Raw genomic sequence first — 25,495 nt, forward strand, 5'->3', positions numbered from 1 at the left:
GACTATCCGAGTCGGGAGTTCTCGAAGCAGCCCGGGGGCAACCCTCGACTCCCGATCGTCCGAGCCTCGATGCGCGATTACCCTCAGGGCTACCGCGCACTCCGAGGACCCGGAAATCGAACCTCTTTTCCAGACAATGGCGTCGGCAGGCGGTTTACCCTGTCCGCGAGTACACACCTGCTCGAAAGGATCACCATGTCGGGCAGGCGCGATGGAGCACTGCACTTAAGGGCCGTCCCGCACGGATAAAGCCACCGCCCGACGCACCCATTCCAGCAACCTTGACAGTGAGCCCTCCGAGCGAGCCCGGAGCCGGCGGACCCCGCGTCTCCCTCACGAGTGCGTCGTTCCCCCTCGACGGCAGACCGGCAACGCCCTGTCCGCACGTCGATCGCCTTCTCGCGGCCCGCGCCGGAGTCACTATTCAGCGGAGATGCAGTCACGCATGAAACCTTCTGGCTGGTCCCTTCGCAGCAAGATCACCGCGCTGCTGCTCCTGCCGCTCCTTTCCCTCACCGCCCTGTGGAGCTACGCCGCCTATCTGTCACTGAACAACGCGCTCACGCTGGTTCATGTCGACACCATCGGGGACCACTTGGCCCGGCCGCTGGCCCAGGTGTTCATCGACGTCCAGACGGAACGGCGTACGAGCCTGGTGGCGCTCGCCTCCCCGCGCAACCCGAAGAGCACGGGGGAGCAAGGCTCCCGGCCCACAGGCGAGCAGACCGCGCTCTCGCGCGCACGTGCGAAGACCGACGACGACGTGGCGGACTTCCTGATGCACGCCGACACGGACGACGTGCACGACGCCGCGAGTACCGAGGTGAACCACAAGGTCGGCTCCGCGCGGAAGTCTCTGGACAGCCTGCTCGCCCTGCGCCGGCACGTCGACGACCGGCGCCTCGGCACCATGCAGGCCCTGGACGCGTACACGCAGATCAACAGCACCATCTCGGACGCCTTCGAAGCCATGACGGTGCTGCCCGACCAGAAGGCGCAGCGCTTCGGGCACAGTCAGTACACCAACGCCCTCGGCAGTGATTTCCTGGCGCAGGAGGATGCGCTGATCTCGGCCGCCGGAGCGGCGGAACGGCTGACGCCCGATGCCTACGGGCTGATCGTGCAGGACGTCGGCGCCTCGCGCCACCTGACCCAACTCGCCCTGCGGGGACTGCCGGAGGCACAGCGCCGGCCCTTCGAGGAGACCGCCCGGCCGGGCGGCCCCATGGAGAAGGTCATGGTGATGGAGGAGCAGCTCGTCCAGGCCGGGCCCACGACCGACCGGCTGCCGTTCGCCGTGTCGGAGTGGCGCAAGGCGTACGACGCCCAGTGGGCCGTGACCAACGAGTTGGCCCTCGACGACATCGACGACGTCTTCGAGTTGACCGGACCGCCGGCGCACCGCGCCCTGTGGGCGCTCGGACTGGCCGGCGCACTGGGATTGGTCGCTCTGATCGTGTCGCTGGTCCTCTCCGTACGCATCGGGCGCTCCCTGGTCGGCGACGTCTCACGCCTTCGCGACTCGGCCCGCAACCTCACGGAAGACAGTCTCCGTGATGTCGTCGGCCGGCTTCGCCGGGGCGAGAAGGTCGATGTCAGAACCGACATGGCCAGGCCGCGCTTCGTACACCGGGAGCTGGCCGCTCTCGGTGACGCCTTCTTCGCCCTGCAGACGACGGCCGTCGACCTGGCCGACGAAGACGTACGACTGCACCAACGCTTCAGTGAGGTGTTCGTCAACCTGGCCCGGCGCAGTCAGGCCCTGGTCCACCGCCAGCTCGGTCTTCTCGAGTCCATGGAACACCGGGAGGAGGACCCGCAGAGGCTGGCGGAGCTGTACGCCCTCGACCAGATGGCCATGCACCTCCGCCGGCACGCCGAGAGCCTGATCATCGTCGCAGGCGCCTCCACCGGCCGTCCCTGGGGGCGCCCCGTCCCCATCATCGACGTGCTCCGTGGCGCCACGGCCGAGACCGAGGGCTACGCACGCGTGTCGGTCCTGCCGGTACCTCCACTCCACGTCGCCGGACGCGCCGTCACCGACGTCGTGCATCTGCTGGCCGAACTCATCGAGAACGCCCAGCACTTCTCCCCTGCCGACACTCAGGTACGGGTAGGCGTCAGCCGGAGCACCAACGGCCTCGTCGTGGAGATCGACGACCGCGGTCTCGGCATGAAGATGGAAGACCTCGAAGCGGCGAACACGCGCATCAGGGAGCAGGTCGACGTCAGCGACCTCGACAGCGCCCGTCTCGGTCTCATCACCGTCGGACGCCTGGCCCAGCGGCACGGCATCGCGGTGTCACTCCGCCAGTCGCCCTACGGGGGCGTCACCGCCGTGGTGCTCATCCCCCATACGCTGCTGGACCACTCCGGCGCGGAGATCGGCGACGCCGTCGGCCACTCCGGGGCGGCCCCGGCCCTCACCGGTGCGCCCGCGCCCTCCTCCCCCGGGCAGGGGGGCGCGCCGGTCCCGTACGGTCCAAGCGAGCGGCCCATGGACGCGGCCGTATCGCATGCAGCCGGCCCGAGCGAGCACGCCCACCACTTCCCGGTGGGCCCCGTACCTCGCCTGTCCGACTCCCCCACGGAGTCCGACGGACATCGGCGGCTCGGGGGACAGAGCTCCACGCCGGCTTCCTCGTACGACAGTTGGTCCGTGGGCCGAGCCTCCGACTTCGCTTCGGCGCCGGAGAGCGCGACGCCGGTGGAGGAGCACGGTCGTCCGCACCCCACCGAATACATCGACGGGCTTCCCCAACGCGTCCGGCAAGCCAGCCTCGCCCCCCAGTTGCAGCACTCCACGGCTCCGCCCTCGGCCGGACTCTTCGACTGGACCGCCTCCCCGCGCGCGCAGCACGCCCCGCCGGGTGACGCCCTCATGACCCCTCCGGGCGTCCCGGGCGCTCCCGCCCCGGAGCCCGGAGCCACCTTCGGCTCCCCCGAACCGGGCTCGGCACGCCCCGCGCAGGTCCGCACCCTCATGTCCGCACTCCAGGCCGGAAGCGCCCGAGGACGTCTCGCCCGGCAGGACTCAGGGCACCTCGGACCCGGGTACGGCGAGCACATCTAAAGAGCTGTTCCGCCGCAAAGCGATTACAAGAAATGAGTACGGGCCGATGACACTGCCAGTCTCCAGGGAAACAACGACTCAGCTCCGTTGGCTACTCGATGACCTCGTGCAGCGAGTACCGGACGCGGGCCATGCCATCACGCTCTCCTCGGACGGCCTCCTGCTGGCCAATTCCGGGAGCCTCCCCCAGGAGGAAGCCCAGCGCCTTTCAGCCGTCGCAAGTGGATTCCACAGCCTCGCCAAAGGAACCGGGCAGCACTTCGGCGGCGGCTCGGTGCGGCAGACGGTGGTGGAAATGGAGAAGGGATTCCTTTTCGTCTGCGCCGCCGGAGACAACGCGTGCCTGGCGGTACTGGCGCCGGAGAGTGCCGACATCGGCATCGTGGCGTACGAGATGGCCCGACTGGTGACGCGGGTGGGGCAGCACCTTTCCGTCGAGTACCGGGACGCCCCGGGGCGTCCTGGTGAGCGCCAGAGCGTATGACGGAGAGCATCTGGGCGGGCGACGGGAGCGTCGCACTGGTGCGGCCGTACACCATGGTGCGCGGCCGCACCCATGTCCACCACCACGTCTTCGACCTGGTCACGTTCGTCAAGAGCATCACCACCTCCGTACAGGAGTGGCACGGAACGGAGCCGGAGCACGAAACGCTGCTGAGGCTGTGCCGCAGCCCCATTTCCGTCAGCGAGATCATCTCGCACACACGGCTTCCCCTGGGGGTCGTACGGGTCCTCCTGGGCGACCTGCTGGACCTGAGGACCATCCAGGTGAGCAAGCCGTACGAGGATGACGGACGCCCCAGCCCGAGTCTCATCAGAGAAGTACTCATGGGCCTCCAAGCCCTGTGATCCACTATGTGATCCCGTGATCCGCGAGGACACGCGATCACCATCGACGTACAACGTGAGACAGACCCGAGGAAAACGGACCGAGATGATGAGGGACAAGTCAATCCGCACCATGGCGTCCACAACGGAAGACGAACTCCCCCAAGGCGTGAAAATACTCGTTGCCGGCGGATTCGGTACGGGGAAGACGACTCTCGTCTCCACCATCAGCGAGATAGCCCCCTTCCATACGGAAGAACAGCTGACACGATCGAGCGTCGGCATCGACGACATTTCGGCGGTTCGCTCGAAGACCTCCACGACGGTGGCAATGGACTTCGGCCGTATCACCCTGCACGACAAGCTCAGCATATTTCTGTTCGGAACTCCCGGGCAGGACCGCTTCTGGTTCATGTGGGACGAACTGGCGTCCGGAGCGCTGTGCGCGGTGGTCCTGGCCGACACTCGCCGGCTGGAGACCTCGTTCGCCGCCATCGACTACTTCGAACGGTATGCGATCCCGTTCATGGTCGCGGTCAACACCTTCGACGGGGCCCGCACCTACCAACCACAGTCGATCCGGAGTGCGTTGGACCTCGACGCCGGTGTTCCCGTGGCCATGTGCGACGCACGTCGGCGCGAGTCGGTCAAACAGGTCCTGCTCACCGCCGTGACGCATGCGTTGACGCTGCGCGAGGCAACCGCGAGCCTCATACCCTGATGCTCCAGGCCGGTTCGCACGCCGGGGGCGTCCGCATTCGGTCAGAGGCGGCTCCGTATGCCTCCGGAACCGCCTCTGATCATGACTGTCGTGCTGAGGCACGCCGACGCCGGCCGAGAGGGCGCGGCCGTCTGCCGACGCCCGGTCACCGCCTGTCCCCCGTCGGGGCGTCGGGGAACATCTCGCGTACTCGCTGCTGCTGGGCGGTGGGGGCGCCCGCGGTGGTTCTGGTATCAGCGCCGGGTTTCGACCTTCAGATCGCCGTGGGTCACCGCGCGCATCCTGTCACTGGCGAGCATGTCGTGCGGGAAGCCGAGGTCGATCGCGCCGACCTCGTCGAGGCGGGCCAGTTGAGAGGCCGTGAAGTCGACCTCCAGGGCGCCCAGATTGTCCTCCAGCTGCGCGCGAGTACGGGCACCGATGAGCGTTGTCGTCACAGCCGGGTTCTGCAGGGTCCAGGCCAGTCCGACCTGAGCGGTGGTGCGGCCCAGCTCCGTGGCGATCTCCCCCACGACCTCAGCGATGTCCAGATTGCGTTCGGTGAGACCGCCGTTGGCGATGTTGAAAACCTTACGGGAGCCGTCATCGGCCGCGGCGTTCGTCGCGGTCAGGTCGTCGCGACTGTACTTACCGGTGAGGACCCCGCCGGCCAGCGGCGAGTACGGCACCACGCCCAGCCCCATCTCGCGTGCCATGGGGATCAGATCACGTTCCCCGCTACGCTCGGTCAGGTTGTATTCGATCTGCAGGGCAATCAGCGGCGACCAGCCGCGCACGTCGGCGATCGCCTGCATGCGCGACACCTGCCAGGCCGGGGCGTTGGAGATCGCCACGTACAGGACCTTGCCCTGCCGGACCAGATCGTCCATGCCGCGCAGGATCTCCTCGACCGGTGTCGTGAAATCCCACACGTGCAGGTAGAGCACATCGATGTAGTCCGTATTCAGTCGGCGCAGACTGGCTTCCACCGACGCGAACAGGCTCTTGCGGTGCGGGCCGCCGGAATTCGGGTCGCCGGGCCGGCGCAGCGTGGTGTATTTCGTTGCCAGCACCAGGCTTTCGCGGTTGTCGCGGGTGAATTCGCCCAGCAGGCGCTCGGAGCTGCCATTGGTGTAGGTGTTGGCGGTGTCGATGAAGTTGCCGCCGCGCTCGACGTAAAGGTCGAACAGCCTCCGCGCCTCGTCCTGTTCGGCGCCCCAGCCCCACTCGGTGCCGAAGGTCGCCGCGCCCAGCGCCAGGGGTGAGACCCGCAGCCCGGAGCGGCCCAACAGCCGGTAGGTGTCGAGGGTGAGCGACATCGTGTCCTCCTGCGCTTGTGATCCGTTGTCGAGAACAAGGGTGCGACCGCCGCGAACCGGGGATAAGGGAAGGACGTTCCTGGGAACACCAGTCCTACCCTGGCTGTTGGATCGCACATGACGCCTCGCACCGTGGACACGACACAGGAGCTGGCTGCGTTCCTGCGGAGTCGGCGCGAACGCCTGGATCCGCGCGATTTCGATCTGCCGTCGCGCCGGCGGGCCAGGCGGACCCCGGGATTGCGCCGTGAAGAGGTCGCCGAACTGGCCGGGGTCAGCATCGACTACGTCGTGCGGCTGGAACAGGCCCGGGGACTGCGGCCCTCGGCGAATGTCGTGGAGGCGCTGGCACGGGCACTGCGCCTGGCCCCCGACGAACGCGCCTACCTCTTCGACCTGACCCGGCAGCGGCCCCGCAACGCAGACAAGCCCGCCACCACCGCAGCGCCGCCGCTGGCCCGGCTGGTCACCAACCTGTCGCCGCTGCCGGCCATGCTGATGAACCACCGTTACGACATCCTGGCCTGGAACAGCGAAATGGCCAGGCTGTTGATGGACTTCGGCACCCTGCCGCCGTCGCAGCGCAATGCGATGTGGCTGTGCCTGGTACACCCGGAAATAAGTGAATTCTATGTCGACCGCGAACGCGTCGTACGAGAGGGAATCGCCCACCTGCGCGCAGCGTGGGCCGCCCACCCGGAGGACCGGGCGTTGATCGACCTCATCACCGAATGCACCACGCACAGTACGGAATTCGCGCGGTTGTGGGCCGAGCGGGACATCACGTCCAACGGCCGCGGGCACAAGGCGATTCGACATCCCGACGCCGGTATGATCGCCGTGCACTTCGAAGTGCTGATGCCACTCCACGATCCGGACCAGCGGTTGATGATCTGCCGCGCCGCAGACGACGAGAGCCAGTCCGCATTGGACCGGCTGTGCGCACGGTGACATCGAACCGTCGGAACGCGAACCGCTCCGCGCGGCCCTCCTGTTATGCCATGAGGCGGAGCGCGAAGGCCAGGGAGCGGGTGAAGATCTCGTCGACCTGGGTGTCGGACAGCCGGTGCCAGCCGTGGTCGGCGCCCACCACCGTCCACAGTTCGACCGGCACCCCGGCTTTCTCCAGTGCCGCGGCGAAGGACTGGCTGTGTGAGCAGTTCACCAGGGTGTCCTCGTTTCCGTGGACGAGGAGGAACGGCGGGGCGCTGGAGTGGGCTTGGGCGAGGGGGCTGGCTGCTTGCGCCCGTCCGGGGACGGTTGTCGGGGCCGCGCCGAGCATGAGCGCTTCGGGGGTGGTGGGATCTTCGGGGGTGTAGGAGCCCCGTGCGGTGGTCAGGTCGCTCGGTGCGTACCAGATCACGGCGCCGGCCAGAGGCGGGGTGGTGCGGGCCAGAGCGAGGTGCGCAGCGAGGTGTCCACCGGCGGATTCTCCCCACACCACCGTCCGCCGGGTGTCGATGCCGAGTTCCGCGGAGCGCAGGGTGAGCCAGCGCAGCGCGGCGCTCAGATCGTCGAGCGGGGCGGGGAAGGTGGCCTCGCCGCTGAGCCGGTAGTCGACGCAGGCGACGGCGCAGCCCGCAGCCGCGATACGCGCAAACGGCCCTGGATCCCAGGTGCGGGTTCGCAGTCCCATGTCATCGCGCCGCCCCCGGCGCCAGGAGCCGCCGTGGACGAACAGCACCAGCGGAACGGGCCTTGCCTGCTCGGCCTTGGGCAACCACAGATCCAGCTCCAGTGGGCGGCTGCCCTCAAGTACGTGGTAGGGCACGCCGCGCAGCTGATGGACGCCGGGCATCCTCTCATCGGCGGGCGGCAGTGGAGCGTGGTCGGGGTGTGGCGCGGCGATCAGTTCGCGAACCGGGGGTCCGGCCGCCGTCACCGGGTCCGCCACTGGTGGTCGGGAAGGAAGCGCACGTCGTACTGGTGAGGAACCTCGGCGAACTTGCGAGGTTCCGGGATGACCGGCTCGGTGGGCAGACCGAGCTGCTCGGCGGGCGCACCGAAATTCTCGAAGAACCGCTCGAAGGTGCCACCGGGGCCGGCGGCGACGCCGACGACCTGGCTGTGGTGGCGCTCCATGCGGTAGGCGTGCCGGCAGTTCTTGGGCACGAAGCCGAAGTCGCCCGGGGTGAGCAGCTTCTCCTGTTGGTTGCCTTCGGTGTCCTCGACGAACAGCCGTACGGCGCCGGCGGTGATGTAGAAGACCTCGTGGGTGTCGGTGTGCAGGTGGGCCGGGATGATGTCGCCCTTGGGACCTTCGACGGTGAAGAAGTTGAAGGTGTTCTCGGTCTGCTCGCCGCCGGCGTAGATGGTGATCAGGTCGCCGAACAGGTGGGCGCGGTCCCCTTCGCCTTTCTCGATGAAGTAGGGCTTGCCCGGTTCTGCGGGTATGCGTGAGGCTCGCCGGTAGCGGGTGGCGTACTCGAAGGTCATGTCTCGTTCTCCTCGGATCTCCCCCGTCACGATTGTCAGGCAGCCTGACATGAAAGGTTTGGGCGCGCAAGCCGTGCAGGTGCCCCGGTCTTGTCCCGCTTCCGCCACCGTGAGGAACACATGCAATCCACCCGCCGCAACCTTCCCCAGCTGCTCGGCGACGCCCGTCGCTGGTTCGAAGAAGGGCTGTTGACCGCTCTGGAAGCAGGCGGAGCCGAACCCGTGTCCCCGACACAGGTGCAGCTCTTCGCCGCCCTGGACGATCAGGGCACCACCGTCTCGGAGCTGGCCCGGCGCATGGGCGTCACCCGGCAGACCGCGCACCAGGCCGTGCACGGCCTGGTCGCCGCCGGACTTCTCGAACAGAACCCCGACCCCGCCTCCGCCCGGCAGCGGCTCATCCGGCGCACCGGGAGCGGGGAACGCGCACACCGCCAGGCTGAGCTCATCCTCCAACAGCTGGAAGATCAACTCGCCGACAGGATCGGCCGTGCGCAGGCCGACGCCCTGCGATCGGCGCTGGAGGCTCCATGGGGCCGGCCGCCCACCGCGCCGCGGGGATGACGACGACCGTCGGGCGGTCTGCCGGCTCAGGGCCCCGGCGGACAGACCCCGCAAACGGCGTCGTCGATGTCGGCGTGGGTGGCCGGGTGCGGGTAGGTCAGCCGGAAGAACCGGGCGAACCCCACCGCGAGCACCTTCGGCGTGACAGTCGGCGTAGGGCCCAGGGGGGTGCTGCGTACACGGAGGAGCCCTCCGGCGGCGGGCGCGGGACCGATCCCGTCGCCAGGGGGGTGCTGCGTACACGGAGGAGCCCTCCGGCGGCGGGCGCGGGACCGATCCCGTCCGCCCGGCTTACTCCGCCGTCCGAGGGACGACGGCGCTGCGGTGACATGAGGGAGGCGAAAGCGGGGAGGCGGGTACAGCTACGGTTCCGCCCGCCGGTCGGGCGGCACCCTCGGCGGCCCGTCGTCCCGCCGAGTCGCTCCCTACCGATTCTGGAGGATCGCGCATGTCTGCCACTGATGGATCCAAGGATGCCGACCTGCTGGGGATCTACCTCAACGACCACTACACCGGTGCCACGGGCGGCCTGGAGCTGTTCCGGCGTGCCGCGAAGGCACGCCCGGACGCGCGGGAAGCGGCGGTGCTGGCCGACCTGGCACGGCAGATCGACGAGGACCGCGACGCGCTGGCCGGGATCATGGAAGACCTGGGCGTCTCCATCAGCAGTTCCAAGGCGGCCGTGGGCTGGGTCGCGGAGAAGGCGGGCCGTCTCAAACCCAACGGGCATCTGCTCTCGCGTTCCCCGCTGAGCGACGTGGTGGAAGCGGAGTCGATGCTGCTGGGTGTCCTGGGCAAGGCGGCTTGCTGGCGCACCTTGCGCGCTCTGGCCGAATCCGACGGGCGGCTCTCCGCGGGAAAGCTGGACGCGCTGCTGGAACGCGCCGAGCGGCAGAGCGTCGCGCTGGAGGAGTTGCGCTTGGCGACGGCCGCCCGAACGCTGGATTCACGGGCCGCCGACACTCGGTGAACCGCCGCACCCGAAGCCCACGGCACATGACCGGGTCCCTCCCGCAGCCATCCCGGACCGCACGGTGGCAACCGCAGCCGCAGTGTTCGACGAAGGAGCAATCGCATGACGAATGAGCACTCCGGAGCAGCCCGGCGCCGCCGGTCCGTGAAGCAGCCGGTGGCAGAGCGCGCGGGCTGGGACGAGGTGGACGTGCGAGCCGTGGACACCGCGCGCCTGCTGGCAGCCGACGCGGTGCAGAAGGTCGGAAACGGTCACCCGGGAACAGCGATGAGCCTGGCCCCGTTGGCATACCTGCTGTTCCAGAACGTCATGCGGCACGATCCGTCCGATGACCAGTGGCTGGGCCGGGACCGGTTCGTGCTGTCCTGCGGCCACTCCAGTCTGACCCTGTACATCCAGCTCTACCTGGCCGGCTACGGCCTGGAACTGTCGGACCTGGAGGCTTACCGGACCTGGGGCTCGGCCACCCCTGGGCATCCGGAGCACCGCCACACCCGCGGAGTGGAGATCACCACCGGTCCCCTGGGGCAGGGTCTGGCCGGCGCGGTCGGCATGGCCATGGCCGCTCGCCGTGAGCGCGGCCTCCTCGACCCCGACGCCGCAGCGGGCACCAGCCCTTTCGACCACCACGTCTATGTCATCGCCTCCGACGGCGATCTGATGGAAGGCGTCACCGCCGAGGCGGCCTCCCTGGCCGGACACCAGGAACTCGGTGACCTCACGGTGTTCTACGACTCCAACCACATCTCCATCGAGGACGACACCGACGTCTCCTTCAGCGAGGACGTCCCCGCACGCTTCGCCGCGTACGGCTGGCACGTGCAGACCGTCGACTGGACCGGCACCGGCGGCTACGTCGAGGACGTCGACGCGCTTCTGGCGGCGACCCGCGCGGCGCGGGAAGAGACCCGCCGCCCCTCGCTGATCATGCTGCGCACGCTGATCGGCTGGCCGGCGCCGAACAAACAGAACTCGGGCAAGGCGCACGGATCGGCGCTGGGCGAGGACGAAGTCGCCGCCACCAAGCAGCTGCTGGGCTTCGATCCGGATGCGCACTTCACCGTCGAGAACGCGGTACTGGCCCGCACCCGGGAAGCCGCCGACCGCGGCCGCGAAGCACACACACGGTGGAACGAGAAGTTCGCCGCCTGGCAGCAGGAGCACCCGGACCGGTCCGCACTACTGGACAGGTTGCAGAGGCAGGAACTGCCCGACGGGTGGACCGACGTCCTGCCCTCCTTCCCGGCGGACAGCGAGAAGGGCATGGCCACCCGTGCCGCATCGGGAGCCGTCCTCAGCGCACTGGCGCCGGTGCTGCCGGAGCTGTGGGGCGGCTCCGCGGACCTGGCAGGCAGCAACAACACCACCATGGACGGGGAGCCCTCCTTCGTACCGGCCGACCGGCAGACCAAGGACTGGAAGGGCGGCCCGTACGGCCGGACCCTGCACTTCGGGATCCGCGAGCACGCCATGGGCGCGATCCTCAACGGCATCGCCCTGCAGAGCCTGACCCGGCCCTACGGCGGCACGTTCCTGACGTTCTCCGACTACATGCGCCCCGCGGTCCGGCTGGCCGCGCTGATGAAGCTGCCCACCACCTACGTGTGGACGCACGACTCCATCGGCCTGGGCGAAGACGGCCCGACCCACCAGCCGGTCGAACACCTGGCGGCGCTGCGCGCCATCCCCGGCCTGGACGTGGTCCGCCCGGCCGACGCGAACGAGACCACCGCCTGCTGGCGCACCATCCTGGAGCACGGCGACCGCCCCGCCGGGCTCATCCTGTCCCGGCAGAACCTGCCGGTCCTGGACCGCGACGGCGGACAGTACGCCCCCGCGAGCGGGGCGGCCCGCGGCGGATACGTCCTGGCCGGAGCGTCCGACGACGCGACCCCGGACGTCATCCTGATCGGGACCGGCTCCGAGGTCCAGATCGCCCTGGACGCCCGCGCGCTGCTGGCATCCGACGGCATCGCGGCACGGGTCGTCTCCATGCCGTGCCGGGAGTGGTTCGCCGCCCAGCCCCAGGACTACCAGGACCAGGTCCTGCCTCCGGTCACTCGGGCGAGGGTCAGCGTCGAAGCCGCCGTCGGACAAGGCTGGCGGGATCTCGTCGGGGACGCGGGGCGGATCGTCGGTCTGGAGCACTACGGTGCCTCCGCCGACTACCAGCGCCTCTACACGGAATTCGGCATCACCCCCGAAGCAGTCGCCGAAGCCGCCCGCGACAGCATCCGCGACACCCAGCGAGCGCCGCGGCCCGGAGGACACCAGCAAACCTCCGCGCCCACCAGCGGCGGCACCGGTGACCGATCCTGACCGGCCCGGGACAGCTCACCCCGCGAACCGCTCCAGACGGTCGCGACTGAGTGGACGCGGGCGCCGGGCGTGGAGATCTGCACGTCCCGGCGTCCGGGTCATGCTCCGGCGACATGGTGCGAGCCCGGCCCGGTACGCCGACGCCGGGGTCCACGCACACGTCCTCCGCAGGCTCCCCGACCACGGTCCACCGGCCACCGCCTCGCGGTACCTGCGCATCGGTCCCCGAAAATGATCGAGGGCCGGTCTCGGATTTCTCCAAAACCAGCCCTGATCTGCGACTCTTTCGAGTCGGGACGACAGGATTTGAACCTGCGACCCCTTGACCCCCAGTCAAGTGCGCTACCAAGCTGCGCCACGTCCCGCCGCGTTTCCTCCCGGTCTTCCCGGTCGGCCGCGCAGGGAAAACATTACCTCACTCCGAGGGCCGGATCGACGCGCGTGCCTGATGGGCGCGGTTGGCGAGTCCGTCGGCACCGCAGGCGACGGCCAGCTTCTGTGCGCGGGCGAGCTCCCGGGTGCTGCGGGTCGCGATGCCGTACTCGTACCGGGCGAGGGCGTGCTCGTACTCGGAGGAGGACGCCTCCAGATGGCGTACCGCGTCGGCCAGCAGCTTCTCGGCCTCATCGGCGGGGGCGAACACGGCGAGGCAGCGCAGAGCCTCACCGATCGCGGTGTCCGTTCCGAAGCGTTCCGCGTGCTTCCTGGCCCGGGCCGCGATCTCGGCGCCCTTGTCGGGGTCGGTTTTCCGCACCGCGCGGGCCAGGTCGAACGCCCAGGGCGCCCAGACACCGTTGTGGCGCTCGCGCGCCTCCAGCGCGAGCCCCGCCGCTTCGAGCTCGGCGACGGCTTCCTCGGTCCGCCCCTCGGCGAGCAGCAGACGGCCGCTGATGCACGGAGCGTCCGGAAGGACCATGGCGCTGGGGTACGGGGCACCGAACTCGTACTGGTCCGCGACCGAGCGGGCCTCGGCCGTACGACCTCGTGCGAGCAGGGTGTCGATGAGGAGGCACGCGGCGTCCCAGTGGACGGGAAGGCCCCTGCCGACGCGGTTGGCGAGCCGGAGCCCCTCGCGCAGGAAGCCCTCGGCTTCCGCGAGCCGTCCGCGACGACGGGCGACCAGGCCGAGCAGGGTGTGGGCGAAGGCGAGGTGCGCGCCGCTCCATCCAGAGATTTCGAAGGCGCGCACCGCTTCGCCGAAGAGACTCTGGGCCCGCTCGTACTGGTCGGTGAAGGCATAGGTGATGCCGACCATGGTGGGGAACTCGAAGCCCCATTCCGAGTCGGTCCAGCCGAGCCCCCGGGCCGGGCTGCCGTCGACGAGCGCGCGTTCGCAGAGCTCGACGACGAGTTCGGCGTTCTCGCCCCGCATCATCGCGTCGAAGGCGCGCAAGGTGAGCAGAGCGCGCTCGGGGTTGTCCCGGCCCGTCAGGTGGTCCGCGTTGCCGGCGAGCCTGCGCGAGCGGGCGGCACCGTCGTACTCCTCCCGCTGCATCCCCTCCCACTGGAAGTGCGCGGCCTGCAGACGCATCAGGCCGGCGCCCGGAGCGGTACGCGCCGACTCCGCCGCCAGGGTGTCGGCCGCCTCCTTGAGCTCGTTGTTGTGGGCGAGCGCGGCAGCGAGCCGGAAGACCGCGTCGACCCGCTGACGCTCGTCCAGCCCCGGTGTGTCGAGAGCGTTCCGAAGATGGCGCACCGTGGTGGCGGGCGAGCTGAGGAGCGTCGCGCACCCCAGTTCGTAGAGGATCAGCGCGTGGTCCTCGGGCCGGGGCGGCTCTTCGACGGCGCGTTCCAGACAGCGCCGGGCGGCTTCCGGGGCACCGACCGCGAGATGGTGCCTGGCCGCCTCGCGGAGCTGCTGCACCACTCCCTGGTCGTCGTCCGGGTGGACTTCGAGCAGATGGCGCGAGGCCGCCGCGACGCCGTGACCGGCATCGGTGAGGGCCCAGGCCGCCCGTCCGTGCATGGCCGTACGGGTGGCCCCCGGGATCGAGTCGTAGATGGTCGTGGCGATGACCGGGTGGACGAACTCCAACGGGTCGAAACCGGTGATGATGCGGGCTTCGCGGAGCTTGGCGGTGCAGTCGGCGGCCTCCGCCGCGCTCATCCCGGCCAGGTTCGCCGCGATGTCCCGCGAGATCTCCGTGCCGAGCACGGCGGCGGCCCAGGCGAACCGGTTGGCGTTGGTCCCCAGCCGCTCGAGACGGGCGACGAGCCCGCGGCCCCGGGCCGAGGCACCGAGTTCACGCAGCTGGCCGGCGGAGTCCTCCACCGGCGGCATCTCCTCGTCCTGCACCTTGGCGACCAGTTCGACCACCTCGTACGGGTTACCTCCGGTGACCGCCCAGACCTCGCGGCAGAACGGGTCGTCCGCGTGCTCCCCGAGGGTCTCCCGGACCAGATGGGCGGTCGCGTCCGGGGTGAGCGCGCGCAGCGGGATGCGCACGAGTGTGGCGGGGTCGCTCGCCGCGGCCGGGTCGAAGGCCCCCACCCTGCCCCGCTCGGCCATTTCCCGCGGACGGTAGGCCGGGACGGCGAGTAAAGGCAGATCGCCGAGGTTCTCGGTGAACGAGGAGAGCCAGTCGAGGGATTCGCCGTCCGCCCAGTGCGCGTCGTCGACGATGAGCAGCAGCGGCCGGTGGCTGTGGCGGATCGCGAGTTGGCGGACGACGTGATCGAGGCCGTCCCGGACACCCTGGGGGTCCGGCTGCGGTCCGCTGGGCTGCGCGAGGCCGAGGGCGGGCGCGGTCGTCTCGTACCAGTCGCCGAACAGCTCACGGAGCTGGTCGGGCGCGATCTGGACGAGGGCGGGCTGGAGCAGTTGGCGTACGACGTGGAAGGGCACCGACGTGACGGTCTCGCCGCCACGGGCCGACCACACGGTGCAGCGGTCGGCGGCCATGGCCTGGACCTCCGCCAGCAGCGCGGTCTTGCCGAGTCCCGCCTCCCCGCTGCAGACCAGCAGGCCACCGACGGCCTGCGCGCCGCAGAGCGCGGCCACCGCGTCTGCAGCTGCGGCGAGTTCGGGATCGCGCTCGTACAACGGCCGGGACGGCTTCATGCCCACCCTTCCCCAAGGTGATACGGACAGACCGAGCGTAGTCGTGCGCGGGGCGGCGCGGGCCACGGTTGGAACAGTTCGCCGCAGGTGGGGCCTCCCGTCCGGGTGGGGCCGGCTTGCCCCACGGGGCACAATCGAGCCGTGGACGAGACGCACAGGGACCGCGACGCCGAAGGCCGAGCGCGCAACGCGCGCCCCCGGGACGGGCTGGGGCGCCCGCTGCCCCACGGGGCCGAGGGGGTGGAGCGCCAGCCCGAAGGCGTGGTGCGCTCCCCCGGGGAGACACTGCGGGAGGCGCAGCGGCTGCTGGACGCCGGCATGCCGTTCCACGCCCACGAGGTCTTCGAAGACGCCTGGAAGTCCGGCCCGGAGGAGGATCGCGAACTCTGGCGTGCCATGGCCCAGTTGGCGGTGGGCCTCACGCATACGGCACGCGGCAACGCGGTCGGGGGGGGCCGGTTGCTGCGCCGGGGAGCGAGCGTTCTCGGCGCGTATCGCACCCGCGAACCGTACGGAATCGGCGTCGGCGAGCTGATCGACTGGGCCCGGGAACTGGCGGAGCGGGTCGAGCTCCCGGAGGCGGCGAACGCGGCCCGGGACACGGCTCGGCCGACGGGCCGGGAGCGCGCGGCCGACGCCGGCGTGGACGCCGCCGCCAAGGCACCTCGGCTCCGTCCGCGCCGCGCGTAGGTGGTGTCCGGGGAGGTACGGGCCGCGTCCGCCCGGCCTCGCCGTACCCCCGGCGGCAGTCAGCCGTTACGATCCGGCTCCATGAGCACTGCTGACCAGGAACAGGTCCGGGCACAGGCCCCGGAGGCCGGGGCCGGCGGCCGGGGTTCGGACGCCATCCCCGCCGCCGGGCGGTCCGTGGACCCGCCGAGCCCGGAAGGGGCCGCGGGCGAAACGGCCGCACAGGGTCCGGGTACCGCAGCACCGGCTGCCGGAACCGCCACAGCCGGAGGGGTCACGGGTGCGGCCGAGACGGGCGCGGACGAGACGGGGGCGGCCGGTCCGGCCGGGGGCGCATCGGCCGGACACAAAGCGGCCGAGGGCGAACCGGGCCCGGACGGGAATCGCTTGACGCCACGTCAAGCGCGACGGCTGCGCATCGCGCTGTCCTCGCTGGGCATGGCGGTGATGGCGGTGGTCCTGTGGATGCGCATCGCCAGCCGTTCGTCGGTCCTGGTCGTCGGCGTCTACGGCCTCGCCCTGATCCTGTGCGGCATCGTGATGGAGCTCAGCCGCAACGGGCGGACCAGGCTCGCGAGTTGGCTGCTCGGCGTCGGCCTGCTGGCGGCCGTGGGGACGGACTGGCTGTTGCTGCCCTGAGCGGCGAGGAGCGAGCGTCCCCGCCGTCGCGCCCGGCGGCGTCCGCAGGTCCGACCGGTGACGGACGGGCTTTCAGAGCAGCAGCAGTTGGAGCCCGCCCACCACCGTCGCCACGAGCACGATCCGCTCGAAGAGCCGCTGGTTGATCCGGTCCACGCACCGGCGGCCCAGCCAGGCGCCGGGCAGGACGAAGAGGACCAGAACCGCGTCGAGCAGCAGCGAGGGCCCGTCGATCAGGCCGAGCCCCACGCTGAACGGCACCTTGGTCACGTTGACGATCAGGAAGAACCAGGCGGAGGTGCCGAGGAAGCCGAGTTTGCGCATCCCGGAGGAGAGCAGGTAGAGCGACATGACGGGGCCGGCCGCGTTGGCCACCATGGTGGTGAAGCCGCCGAGCACCCCGTAGGTTCCCGCCCGAGCGCGTGCGGCGTTGCGAGCCCGTCGGCCGGAAAGCCCCGGCACCGCGCCGGACGCCGGCGCCGTCCGTTCCCCGTTCTCCGCGTTCTCCGCGTTCTCCGCGCCGGCTCCGGACTCCCCGCTCTGCCCGGCCTCCCCGGCGCTCGCGGCTTCCGCCCGTTCCCCGCCGGACGCCGGCCCGGTCCGGCGTCGCCGCCAGAGCGTGACGCCGACCATGACCAGCAGGATGGCCCCGATCGATGTCCGCACCGCGCCGTCGCCCGCGTACTCCAGGAAGAGCGTTCCGGCGACCAGACCGACCGCGACCGCGGGGAAGAGCCGCAGCAGGGTCGGCCAGTGCGCGTGCCGTCGGTAGACGAAGACGGCGAGGACGTCGCCGGCGATCAGGAGGGGGAGCAGCACCCCGGTGGACTCGCGGGCCGGGAGCACGGCCGCGAATACCGCGAGACTGATCGTGTTGGCGCCGTTGATCGAGGTCTTCGAGAAACCGACGAGGGCGGATGCCGCGGCGAGCACGGCCAGCTGGGCAAGCGTGAGGGTATCCATGGCGGCTCGAATGCTAAACACATCAATGCCGACGCGGTGCACCGCCCACCACGCACCCTTCCGCGACCGCCCCGCCAAGCACCCCCGCCAGCCGCCTCGGCGACGGCCTCCCCGTCCACCCCCTGGCGCCCGGCGGGGACGATCTGCCTATGCTGCGCCCGCGAGCGATCGAAGAACCGCTCAAACGACCACCATGCGGCAGTACGGGGTAAGGGGCCAACAGCATGCGGGAGCCGGTGGAACTCAGGCGGCAGCGAATCCTCGCGGTGGTGCGGTCGCGAGGGGCGGTGAAGGTGACCGCGCTCGCCGAGGAACTCGACGTCTCCGTGGTCACCGTGCGCAGGGACGTGGAGGAACTGGCCCGCGCGGGACGGCTGAAGCGCGGACACGGTGTCGCGCGGTCCACCTCCCTGGCACAGGACCCGGCCCCCGCTCCGGCGCCGGAGCGGGTCGACGCCGCGGCCGAGGGCGGCCCGGTCGCGCTCGTCGTGCCGGAGCGGCATTCGTACCTCTACGAGACGCTGCACGGCGCCCGTTCGGTGCTGGACGAACACGGTGTCCGGGTCTCGCTGCACATCGCCCCACAGGCACCCGGGACCGAGCGGCCCCTGGTGGAGCAGGCGCTCGCGGGTGGCGCTCGCGGGCTGCTGATCGCGCCGCGCTGGCGCAGCGCCGCGTGGGAGGAGTCCGACTACGAGTGGCTCGCCGAGGTGGGGGTGCCCACCGTGCTGATGGAGCGCAGGCCGCGCCCGGGGAGTGCGCTGCACGCCCTGGACTCGGTCTGTTCCGACCACTGGTACGGGGTCCACCTCGCCGTCGACCACCTGGTGTCCCTGGGGCACCGCCGCATCGTGCTGGCCGCCCGGAACGACAGCCCGACCGCCCGGAGCATCCGGGCGGCGTTCGCGGAGATCGCCGCGGCGCGGCCGGAGGTGGAGGACTGGCGGGTGGTGCTCAGTTCACCGGACGCGGTCGCCTCGGACGGCCGGCACGGCGGGGGGAGCGAGGAGGGAGCCGGGGGTCGGGGGGATGCCGTTGCGGCGGTGGACCTGGCGGCGGTGCTGCGGGAGCGACGGGCCACCGGGGCCGTGCTGCACGGCGATGTCGATGCGTTGATGCTGGTCCAGCAACTCGCCGAGAGTGGGGTGCGGGTGCCCGACGACTGTTCGGTGGTGGCGTACGACGACGTCGTGGCGGCGCTGGGCACCACCCCGCTGACCGCGGTGTCTCCGCCGAAGGCCGAGATCGGGCGCGCCGCGGCCGAGTTGATGCTGTACCGGCTGGGTGGCTCCTCGGGGGCGCAAGGGGCGGTGCGCCGTATGGAGTTGCTGCCGGAGCTGACGGTGCGCGGTTCGGCGCGGGTGGTGGCCGTCCCTCCGCAAGGAACGATCGTTTGACCGCTTTACATTCCTTCTGATCGATCTATTGACCACATCCGATCAGGCGATCAGGATTCCCGTTGTCCCGAACAGGAGCCGCGGGAGGCGCGCATGCCTGATCGACAGAGTCGTCGGTCCGTGCTGGCCACGATCGCCTCGCTGCCGGTGGCAGGTGCGCTCAGCGCCTGCTCCGGTGGCGGGACGTCGGGGCGCAGCACCAGCAGTACAGACATCACCAATACCAGCACCAGCAGTAGGGGTGGCAAGGTCCGCATCACCTTCTGGTCCGCCCTGCGGGGCAGTCAGGAGGTGGTGGACGCCTTCAACCGCGGTCATCGCACCATCGAGGTCGATTTCCAGCAGGTCCCTTCGGGCGGGCAGGGCGGCTACGCGAAACTCAGCAACGCCGCCCGGGCCGGCAATGCCCCGGACGTGGCCACCCTGGAGTACCCGCAGGTGCCCGGCTTCGCCATCGACGGGGTCGCCCGGGACCTGACCGGCCTGGTCAGTGACACGCTCCGCGCCCGGCTGCTGCCGCAGGCGCTGGGGCTCACCACGTTCGACGGCAGGATCTTCTCCGTCCCGCTCGACATCGAGCCGATGGTGATGCATTACCGCACCGATCTCTTCGAGGAGTACGGCCTGCGTGTGCCGCGCACCTGGGACGAGTTCGAGGAGGCGGCGGTGACCGTGCGGCGCAAGGGCGGTGAGCGGCGGCTCGTCCTCTTCCCCACCGACGGTGCCACGCAGATGGCCGCGTACGCCTGGCAGGCGGGCGCCCAGTGGTTCTCCACCACCGGCGGCACCTGGAACGTCTCGCTCGCCGACGCCCCGACCCGACGCGTCGCCGCGTACTGGCAACGGCTCATCGACCGGGACCAGGTGTTCATGAACGCCGTGGAGAGCCGGCAGAGCGACGCGCAGATCGGCAACGGCCTGGTCCTCGTCCGCCTCAGCGGCGCCTGGGACGCGGGGGCCCAGATGAAGGCCCGTCCGGGCCAGAAGGGGCAGTGGGCCATCGCGCCGTTCCCGCAGTGGGACACGGCGAACCCGTCCAACGGGACACACGGCGGGTCCACGTTCGCGGTGACGAAGGACTGCCCGCATCCGGAGGCGGCGATGGAATTCATCGAGTGGCAGGTCTCGCACCCCGACGCTCTGCGGGCCCGGCTCTCCAGCGGGGCGAGCAGCCAGTACCCGGCCGCGCCCGGCCTCGTCTCCGTGGGCAGCCAGGCGTTCGACCGCTCCTACTACGCGGGGCAGGACATCTACCGCGTCTTCGAGGAGCAGGCGCGCATCATCCGGGACGGCTGGATCTGGGGTCCCCGGATGACCGCCACCGGCAAGGTCATGCAGGACGGGTTCGCCCGGGCGAGCGGCGGCAAGGGCTCGCTGCTCAGCTCGATCGAGGCAGCCCAGAGGGGCACCATGCCCGATCTGCGGGCGCTCGGCCTCGCCACCAGCGAGCGCTCCACGTGAGCCGCCCCCGCGTGCCCTCGCCATGCCGCTGCCGTGCCGGTTTCCCCACGCGCCGCCGCACCGGTGTCCCTTCGCAGCAGAGAGGCAGGTGACCCCCATGGCCGAGACCAGTACCACCCGGCCCGTCGCCCCCGTGAGCGGTGCCGGACGGACCGTGCGTCCCCACCCGACCGCTCGGGCGAGAACCGGCCGCGTGACCGCGCGCCGGCGTGAAGTCGGCGCCGCCGGCGTCCTGATGACGCCGTTCTTCGTCCTCCTGGTGACCGTCTTCCTCATCCCGGTCGGCACAGCGGTCTGGCTGAGCTTCTTCAGCGACGACCAACCCGGCCTCGGCTTCGGTCCGGAGAGGACCGTCTTCGTCGGAGTGCGCAGCTACGTGGCCGTCCTCACCGACCCGACCTTCCTGGGCGGACTCGGTATCGTCGCGCTGTACTGCCTGATCTACATTCCGCTGATCGTGGTCGGTGCGCTCGCGCTGGCCCTGCTGCTGGACTCGGGGGTGGTGCGGCTGCGTGCCACCGCGCAGCTCGCGCTCTTCCTGCCGCACGCGGTGCCGGGCATCATCGCCGCGATCATCTGGCTGTATCTGTACACCCCCGGGCTCAGCCCGGTGATCGACCTCCTCGGCAAGGCCGACATCACGGTCGACTTCCTCGGGGTGCACACCGTGGTGCCCTCGATCGTGAACATCGCGCTGTGGAGCAATCTCGGCTACAACATGGTCGTCTTCTACGCCGCGTTGCAGGCCGTGCCGCGCGAGGTGATCGAGGCGTCCGTCGTCGACGGGGCGGGGCCGGTCCGTACCGCGCTCCAGGTCAAGGCGCCGCTGGTGCGTTCGTCCATCGTGATGGTGGCGATGTTCACGCTGATCTTCGCGCTCCAGCTCTTCACCGAGCCCATGCTGCTCGGCCAGTCCACCCCGATGATCAACTCCCGTTTCTCCCCCAGCATGTACATCTACGACGCCGCGTTCACCCGCAACAACTACGGTCTGGCAGCTGCCGCTTCGGTGATCCTGCTGGCCTTCACGGTCGCGCTCTCCTACGGCGTCACCCGGTGGACGAACCGCGCCAACGCCGCCGAGGAGGACGCCCGATGAGCGCACCGGCCCTACCCCGCACCACCCACCGCTCCGCCTCCGCCGCCCGGCGGCCGGGGCTGACCGGACGGGCCGTCGTCAACCTCGTGGTGGGCATCTCGGTGCTGTACACCCTGCTGCCGGTCCTGTGGCTGGTGCTGGCCTCCGCCAAGGACCGCGACGCGCTCTTCAAGAGCAACGTCCTCTCGCTGAAGGGGTTCTCCTTCGTCCAGAACCTGAAGGACGTGTTCTCCATGGACGCGGGCCTGTACGGGCGCTGGTACGCCAACAGCCTGCTCTACGCCGTTCTGGGCGCGGCCGTCGGCGCGCTGATCAGCGTCGCCTGCGGCTACGCCTTCGACAAGTACCGCTTCCGCCACAAGGAGAAGATGTTCGGGCTGGTGCTCGCGGCCGTCATGGTGCCGCAGACCGTCCTGGCGCTGCCGCTCTACCTGATGGCGTCCAAGGCGGGGCTCGTGAACACCTTCTGGGCCGTCTTCATCCCGGTGCTCTTCAACCCGTTCGGCGTGTACCTGGGCCGCATCTTCAGCCAGGGGTACGTACCGAACGAGGTGCTGGAGGCCGCCCGGGTGGACGGAGCGGGCGAGCTGGCCACCTACTTCAAGGTGGCGATGCGGATGCTGGGGCCCGGGCTGGTCACCGTCTTCCTCTTCCAGCTCACCGCCATCTGGAACAACTTCTTCCTGCCCATGGTGATGCTCTCGAACCAGGACCTGTATCCGGTCAGCCTCGGCCTGTACACCTGGAACAGCTCGGCGTCGGTCTCCCCCGAGTACTACCCCGTCGTCATCATGGGCTCGTTGCTCGCCATCGTCCCGCTCATCCTCGCGTTCGCCCTGCTCCAGCGCTTCTGGCGGTCGGGGCTCACCGCGGGCGCCGTGAAGTAGCGCGGTCTGCGCGGCCGTCCCCGAGGACCACCGCCCCGGGGACGGCCGCGCCGACCGCCCGTACCAGGAGAGACATGCACACGTCCGCTGCCCCCCGCACGCCCCGCCGACCGCGCACCGTGCTCGCCATGAAACCGGACGCCGCGGCGGCGGTGCTTCCGCCGGAGGCGCTCACCGCCCTCGGCGAGGTCTGCGACCTCGCGCCACCGCCCGCCCTGGACGACTTCACCACCGACCGGGCCCGCGCGGCCCTGGCCGACGCGGAGATCCTCGTCACCGGCTGGGGCTGCCCGCCGATCGACGAGCGGGTGCTCGCCGCGGCCCCGCGGCTGCGGGCCGTCGTCCACACGGCCGGCTCGGTGCGCGGCCATGTCACCGACGCCTGCTGGGAGCGCGGGATCGCGGTGTCCTCCGCCGCGGCGGCCAACGCGCTGCCGGTGGCGGAGTACACCCTCGCCATGGTCCTGCTCTCCGGGAAGCGGGTGCTGGAACGCGCCCGGGAGTTCCGCCTCGCACGCGACCGTGGCGACTGGCTGCGGGTCCCCGACGAAGTCGGCAACTACCGCCGTACGGTGGGCATCCTGTCCGCCTCGATGATAGGCCGACGGGTGATCGAGCTGCTGCGCCCCTACGATCTGCGGGTGCTGCTGCACGATCCGTACGTGTCGGCGGAGGAGGCGGCGTCGCTCGGCGTCGAAGGGACCTCGCTCGCCGAACTCTTCGTCCGCAGCGACGTGGTGAGCGTCCACACCCCGCTGCTCCCCAGTACGCGCGGGCTCGTCAGCCGCGAACTGCTCACCTCGATGCGGCCGGACGCCACGCTGATCAACACCTCGCGCGGCGCGGTCGTCGACCAGGACGCGCTCACCGACGTACTCCGGCGACAGCGGATCAGAGCCGTCGTCGACGTCACCGACCCGGACCCGCTGCCCGTCGGCCATCCCCTGTGGGAGTGCGAGAACGCGCTGATCACCCCGCATCTCGCCGGGTCCCAGGGCAATGAGTGGCGGCGGCTGGCCGATCTGGCGACCGGTGAGGTCGCGCGCTGGGCCGCGGGCGTCGGTTTCGCCCATCCCGTCCGACCGGAAAGGCTGGACTTCCTCGCATGACCACCGCCCCCCTCTCCCCCATCCCCCTTCCTCTCCCGCTCCCCGCCGACAACCGCGTGCTCAGCCCTCTCACCGGTTACACCCGGGCGCACTGGGAGGCGGCCGCGGACGGTCTGCTGCACGCGGCCTGGCAGTGGGCGACCCCCGGCCGCGCCCTCCTCGACCTGCCCGGCCGCCCCTCGGGGTCCGGGGTCCGTTCCGACGGGCTGGAGGGGTACGCGCGTACCTTCCTCGCCGCCGCGTTCCGGGTCGCGGGCGCCGGGGGCAAGGACCCGCACGGCTGGCTGGACCGGTACGCGGACGGCCTCGCCGCCGGTACGCGGACGCCGGGGCGCGACGATGCCGAGTCCTGGCCGCTCATCCGCGACCACACCGTCTTCGGCCAGCCGATGGTGGAGTCGGCGTCGGTCGCCCTCGGCCTGCGGCTCACCCGCCCGTGGCTCTGGGACCGGCTCGACGGCCGGACCCAGGACCGCGCCGAGGAGTGGCTGCGCGGATCGTTGCGGCACACCCCCGCACCCAACAACTGGTACCTCTTCCCCTTCACCGTCGCCGGGTTCCTGGAGTCCGTGGGCCGGGGCGACGCGGAGACCACCCGGGCGCGGACCCGCGCGCTCGACCTGCTGGAGGGGTGGTACCGGGGCGACGGCTGGTACGCGGACGGGGACGGGCGTGCCTTCGACCACTACAACGGCTGGGCGCTGCACCTCTATCCGGTGCTGGACGCCCACCTCTCGGGCGACCGGGAGCTCCTCGCCCACTACGGCGGGCGGCTGCGCGAGCACCTGGAGAGCTTCTCCCTGATGTTCGGCGCGGACGGCGCGCCCCTGCACTTCGGGCGCTCCCTCGCTTACCGGTTCGCGGCGGGCGCGGTGGTCGGCATGGGCGCGGTCTCCGGACACACCCCGCTCTCCCCCGGCGCGTCCCGGCGGCTGGTCAGCGGTTCGCTGCGGTACTTCCTGGAGCGGGGCGCGACCGGCGAGGACGGGCTGCTGAGCCTCGGGTGGCACGGCCCGCACGAGGCGACGTTGCAGAGGTACTCGGGTCCGGCGTCGCCGTACTGGGCGTCGAAGGCGTTCGTCTCGCTGCTCGCCCCGGCGGACCACCCGCTGTGGACGGCGCGGGAGGAGGAGGCGCCGAGCGACGGCCCGGACCGGGTGTTGTCGGTGCGGGCGCCGGGGCTGCTGCTGCAGTCGACCCGGGCGGACGGCATCGTCCGGCTGCACAATCACGGCAGCGACCACGTCAGGCCGCACGAGGGTGAGTCGGCGGCGGAGGCGGACCCGCACTACGGGCGGTTCGCGTACTCCACGGCGACCGGTCCCTCGTCGGCGGTGAACGTCGCGGACAACCATCTCTCCGTCCTGATCGGCGGGGCCCGGAGCGTCCGCCGCCGGATCCATCCCCTGGGCGCCGGGCACGGGGACGGCTGGGGCTGGGCGGCCTCCTGGCACATGCCGGTCTTTCCGGGTCTGCCGCCGGCCGTCCCGGGGCTGCGGGTGGAGAGCGTCACCTTCGTCAGGGGCCGTCACGAACTCCGGGTCCACCGGGTCCACGGCGTCCCGGCGGGTGCCCGCGTCGAGCAGACCGGTTGGGCGACGGCCCCCGGCGGCTCCCCGCGCTCCGTGCTGCACGGGCTGTACGGCTGGGAGTGCGAGGAGGAGGTACGCGCCCCGCAGGGCACGGCGTACACCCGCTGGGCGTTGCTGCCCCGGCTGGCCGTGGACACCGTGGAGACCGAGGGCACGGTGGTCCTGGTGGCCCTGGCCTCACTCACCGGCGAGGCGGACCCGGCTCCGGTCGGGACGGCGGTGAGCGGGGTGAACGTGGCAACAGGCGGCGGGGGTGCCGAAAGCGGCGGAGACACGGTGGAGGTCGCGTGGTCCGAGGACGGGGCGGTCACCCGGATCGCCTTCGGCGCCGGGGCATCCGCTTCCCCCTCCGTATCGGTGGTGCACACCACCCGGTGACGGTGAG

General features: G+C 70.8%; 21 protein-coding genes and 1 tRNA gene. 16 read left to right on the top strand and 6 right to left on the bottom strand.

Going from position 1 to position 25,495, the window contains the following annotated elements; genetic code table 11:
- The first annotated feature begins 445 nt into the window (after positions 1-445).
- The 4 genes from ACFYPN_RS24460 to ACFYPN_RS24475 all read left to right on the top strand — a co-directional run bounded on the left by ACFYPN_RS24460 (position 446) and on the right by ACFYPN_RS24475 (position 4,622).
- The gene (locus ACFYPN_RS24460; protein WP_358763756.1) at positions 446-3,073 is read left to right on the top strand and encodes a nitrate- and nitrite sensing domain-containing protein; all 2,628 of its coding nucleotides are present in this window, start codon (positions 446-448) and stop codon (positions 3,071-3,073) included.
- A 46-nt stretch (positions 3,074-3,119) separates the two neighbouring features.
- Positions 3,120-3,557 (top strand): roadblock/LC7 domain-containing protein, encoded by a 438-nt coding sequence (locus ACFYPN_RS24465; protein ID WP_358763758.1) that lies wholly within the window; start codon positions 3,120-3,122, stop codon positions 3,555-3,557.
- Entirely contained in the window at positions 3,554-3,922 is a 369-nt protein-coding gene (locus tag ACFYPN_RS24470) for a DUF742 domain-containing protein (protein ID WP_358763760.1), read from the top strand. Before ACFYPN_RS24465 ends, ACFYPN_RS24470 begins: the two co-directional genes overlap by 4 nt.
- Before the next feature lie 112 nt (positions 3,923-4,034).
- Positions 4,035-4,622, top strand: a complete 588-nt coding sequence (locus tag ACFYPN_RS24475; protein ID WP_358763762.1) for an ATP/GTP-binding protein — start codon at positions 4,035-4,037, stop codon at positions 4,620-4,622.
- Between the two features lie 233 nt (positions 4,623-4,855).
- Here ACFYPN_RS24475 and ACFYPN_RS24480 read toward each other — a convergent pair whose 3' ends face one another.
- Complete coding sequence (locus ACFYPN_RS24480; RefSeq protein ID WP_358763764.1) at positions 4,856-5,920, bottom strand: aldo/keto reductase; 1,065 nt, start codon at positions 5,918-5,920, stop codon at positions 4,856-4,858.
- A 132-nt stretch (positions 5,921-6,052) separates the two neighbouring features.
- On the opposite strand from ACFYPN_RS24480, the gene ACFYPN_RS24485 reads away from it, so the two are divergent.
- Positions 6,053-6,871, top strand: coding sequence for a helix-turn-helix transcriptional regulator (locus ACFYPN_RS24485; RefSeq protein ID WP_389301010.1), 819 nt, complete (start codon positions 6,053-6,055; stop codon positions 6,869-6,871).
- A 43-nt stretch (positions 6,872-6,914) separates the two neighbouring features.
- On the opposite strand, the gene ACFYPN_RS24490 is transcribed toward ACFYPN_RS24485, so the two are convergent.
- Both ACFYPN_RS24490 and ACFYPN_RS24495 read right to left on the bottom strand, forming a co-directional pair.
- Positions 6,915-7,718, bottom strand: coding sequence for an alpha/beta hydrolase fold domain-containing protein (locus ACFYPN_RS24490; RefSeq protein WP_389301013.1), 804 nt, complete (start codon positions 7,716-7,718; stop codon positions 6,915-6,917).
- 80 nt (positions 7,719-7,798) lie between these two features.
- Positions 7,799-8,356, bottom strand: a complete 558-nt coding sequence (locus ACFYPN_RS24495; protein ID WP_358763772.1) for a quercetin 2,3-dioxygenase — start codon at positions 8,354-8,356, stop codon at positions 7,799-7,801.
- Positions 8,357-8,476: 120 nt separating this feature from the next.
- On the opposite strand from ACFYPN_RS24495, the gene ACFYPN_RS24500 reads away from it, so the two are divergent.
- The 3 genes from ACFYPN_RS24500 (at position 8,477) to tkt (ending at position 12,212) form a co-directional block, all read left to right on the top strand.
- Complete coding sequence (locus tag ACFYPN_RS24500) at positions 8,477-8,920, top strand: MarR family transcriptional regulator (RefSeq protein WP_358763774.1); 444 nt, start codon at positions 8,477-8,479, stop codon at positions 8,918-8,920.
- Positions 8,921-9,368: 448 nt separating this feature from the next.
- Entirely contained in the window at positions 9,369-9,890 is a 522-nt protein-coding gene (locus tag ACFYPN_RS24505) for a hypothetical protein (RefSeq protein WP_358763776.1), read from the top strand.
- Positions 9,891-9,995: 105 nt separating this feature from the next.
- On the top strand, positions 9,996-12,212 hold the full coding sequence (gene tkt, locus ACFYPN_RS24510) for a transketolase (protein ID WP_389301017.1): 2,217 nt from the start codon (positions 9,996-9,998) through the stop codon (positions 12,210-12,212).
- A 291-nt stretch (positions 12,213-12,503) separates the two neighbouring features.
- Here the strand turns inward: tkt and ACFYPN_RS24515 are convergent.
- Together ACFYPN_RS24515 and ACFYPN_RS24520 are read right to left on the bottom strand one after the other, a co-directional pair.
- Positions 12,504-12,577, bottom strand: a tRNA-Pro gene (locus tag ACFYPN_RS24515).
- Positions 12,578-12,627: 50 nt separating this feature from the next.
- Positions 12,628-15,273 carry an ATP-binding protein gene (locus ACFYPN_RS24520; RefSeq protein WP_389301020.1) on the bottom strand — a complete coding sequence of 882 codons (2,646 nt, stop codon included), beginning with the start codon at positions 15,271-15,273 and terminating at the stop codon, positions 12,628-12,630.
- Positions 15,274-15,414: 141 nt separating this feature from the next.
- Here ACFYPN_RS24520 and ACFYPN_RS24525 point away from each other — a divergent pair, with 141 nt between their 5' ends.
- Both ACFYPN_RS24525 and ACFYPN_RS24530 read left to right on the top strand, forming a co-directional pair.
- Positions 15,415-15,963: a DUF309 domain-containing protein gene (locus tag ACFYPN_RS24525; protein ID WP_389301023.1), complete on the top strand. Its 549-nt coding sequence runs from the start codon at positions 15,415-15,417 to the stop codon at positions 15,961-15,963.
- A gap of 81 nt (positions 15,964-16,044) precedes the next feature.
- Positions 16,045-16,602, top strand: coding sequence for a hypothetical protein (locus ACFYPN_RS24530; RefSeq protein ID WP_389301026.1), 558 nt, complete (start codon positions 16,045-16,047; stop codon positions 16,600-16,602).
- A gap of 72 nt (positions 16,603-16,674) precedes the next feature.
- Here ACFYPN_RS24530 and ACFYPN_RS24535 read toward each other — a convergent pair whose 3' ends face one another.
- Positions 16,675-17,565 (bottom strand): sulfite exporter TauE/SafE family protein, encoded by an 891-nt coding sequence (locus ACFYPN_RS24535; protein WP_389301028.1) that lies wholly within the window; start codon positions 17,563-17,565, stop codon positions 16,675-16,677.
- Between the two features lie 224 nt (positions 17,566-17,789).
- Between ACFYPN_RS24535 and ACFYPN_RS24540 the strand changes: the two genes are divergently transcribed.
- From ACFYPN_RS24540 to ACFYPN_RS24565, 6 genes are all read left to right on the top strand, one after another.
- Positions 17,790-18,962: a substrate-binding domain-containing protein gene (locus ACFYPN_RS24540; protein ID WP_389301031.1), complete on the top strand. Its 1,173-nt coding sequence runs from the start codon at positions 17,790-17,792 to the stop codon at positions 18,960-18,962.
- Between the two features lie 93 nt (positions 18,963-19,055).
- Positions 19,056-20,423, top strand: a complete 1,368-nt coding sequence (locus ACFYPN_RS24545; RefSeq protein ID WP_389301034.1) for an ABC transporter substrate-binding protein — start codon at positions 19,056-19,058, stop codon at positions 20,421-20,423.
- 97 nt (positions 20,424-20,520) lie between these two features.
- On the top strand, positions 20,521-21,522 hold the full coding sequence (locus tag ACFYPN_RS24550; protein WP_389301037.1) for a carbohydrate ABC transporter permease: 1,002 nt from the start codon (positions 20,521-20,523) through the stop codon (positions 21,520-21,522).
- Positions 21,519-22,409, top strand: coding sequence for a carbohydrate ABC transporter permease (locus ACFYPN_RS24555; RefSeq protein WP_358762625.1), 891 nt, complete (start codon positions 21,519-21,521; stop codon positions 22,407-22,409). Before ACFYPN_RS24550 ends, ACFYPN_RS24555 begins: the two co-directional genes overlap by 4 nt.
- A 74-nt stretch (positions 22,410-22,483) precedes the next feature.
- On the top strand, positions 22,484-23,518 hold the full coding sequence (locus ACFYPN_RS24560) for a hydroxyacid dehydrogenase (RefSeq protein WP_389301040.1): 1,035 nt from the start codon (positions 22,484-22,486) through the stop codon (positions 23,516-23,518).
- Entirely contained in the window at positions 23,515-25,488 is a 1,974-nt protein-coding gene (locus ACFYPN_RS24565) for a DUF2264 domain-containing protein (protein ID WP_389301042.1), read from the top strand. The genes ACFYPN_RS24560 and ACFYPN_RS24565 overlap by 4 nt, the downstream gene beginning before the upstream one ends.
- Positions 25,489-25,495 lie beyond the last annotated feature (7 nt).

Source organism: Streptomyces sp. NPDC005576 (assembly GCF_042871745.1).
GTDB lineage: Bacteria > Actinomycetota > Actinomycetes > Streptomycetales > Streptomycetaceae > Streptomyces.

Excerpts from the sequence above, each read along its gene's own strand:
- ACFYPN_RS24460 (WP_358763756.1), top strand. The coding sequence starts at position 446 with ATGAAACCTTCTGGCTGGTCCCTTCGCAGCAAGATCACCGCGCTGCTG.
- ACFYPN_RS24465 (WP_358763758.1), top strand. The coding sequence starts at position 3,120 with ATGACACTGCCAGTCTCCAGGGAAACAACGACTCAGCTCCGTTGGCTA.
- ACFYPN_RS24470 (WP_358763760.1), top strand. The coding sequence starts at position 3,554 with ATGACGGAGAGCATCTGGGCGGGCGACGGGAGCGTCGCACTGGTGCGG.
- ACFYPN_RS24475 (WP_358763762.1), top strand. The coding sequence starts at position 4,035 with ATGGCGTCCACAACGGAAGACGAACTCCCCCAAGGCGTGAAAATACTC.
- ACFYPN_RS24480 (WP_358763764.1), bottom strand. The coding sequence starts at position 5,920 with ATGTCGCTCACCCTCGACACCTACCGGCTGTTGGGCCGCTCCGGGCTG.
- ACFYPN_RS24490 (WP_389301013.1), bottom strand. The coding sequence starts at position 7,718 with ATGCCCGGCGTCCATCAGCTGCGCGGCGTGCCCTACCACGTACTTGAG.
- ACFYPN_RS24495 (WP_358763772.1), bottom strand. The coding sequence starts at position 8,356 with ATGACCTTCGAGTACGCCACCCGCTACCGGCGAGCCTCACGCATACCC.
- ACFYPN_RS24500 (WP_358763774.1), top strand. The coding sequence starts at position 8,477 with ATGCAATCCACCCGCCGCAACCTTCCCCAGCTGCTCGGCGACGCCCGT.
- ACFYPN_RS24505 (WP_358763776.1), top strand. The coding sequence starts at position 9,369 with ATGTCTGCCACTGATGGATCCAAGGATGCCGACCTGCTGGGGATCTAC.
- tkt (WP_389301017.1), top strand. The coding sequence starts at position 9,996 with ATGACGAATGAGCACTCCGGAGCAGCCCGGCGCCGCCGGTCCGTGAAG.
- ACFYPN_RS24520 (WP_389301020.1), bottom strand. The coding sequence starts at position 15,273 with ATGAAGCCGTCCCGGCCGTTGTACGAGCGCGATCCCGAACTCGCCGCA.
- ACFYPN_RS24530 (WP_389301026.1), top strand. The coding sequence starts at position 16,045 with ATGAGCACTGCTGACCAGGAACAGGTCCGGGCACAGGCCCCGGAGGCC.
- ACFYPN_RS24535 (WP_389301028.1), bottom strand. The coding sequence starts at position 17,565 with ATGGATACCCTCACGCTTGCCCAGCTGGCCGTGCTCGCCGCGGCATCC.
- ACFYPN_RS24540 (WP_389301031.1), top strand. The coding sequence starts at position 17,790 with ATGCGGGAGCCGGTGGAACTCAGGCGGCAGCGAATCCTCGCGGTGGTG.
- ACFYPN_RS24545 (WP_389301034.1), top strand. The coding sequence starts at position 19,056 with ATGCCTGATCGACAGAGTCGTCGGTCCGTGCTGGCCACGATCGCCTCG.
- ACFYPN_RS24550 (WP_389301037.1), top strand. The coding sequence starts at position 20,521 with ATGGCCGAGACCAGTACCACCCGGCCCGTCGCCCCCGTGAGCGGTGCC.
- ACFYPN_RS24555 (WP_358762625.1), top strand. The coding sequence starts at position 21,519 with ATGAGCGCACCGGCCCTACCCCGCACCACCCACCGCTCCGCCTCCGCC.
- ACFYPN_RS24560 (WP_389301040.1), top strand. The coding sequence starts at position 22,484 with ATGCACACGTCCGCTGCCCCCCGCACGCCCCGCCGACCGCGCACCGTG.
- ACFYPN_RS24565 (WP_389301042.1), top strand. The coding sequence starts at position 23,515 with ATGACCACCGCCCCCCTCTCCCCCATCCCCCTTCCTCTCCCGCTCCCC.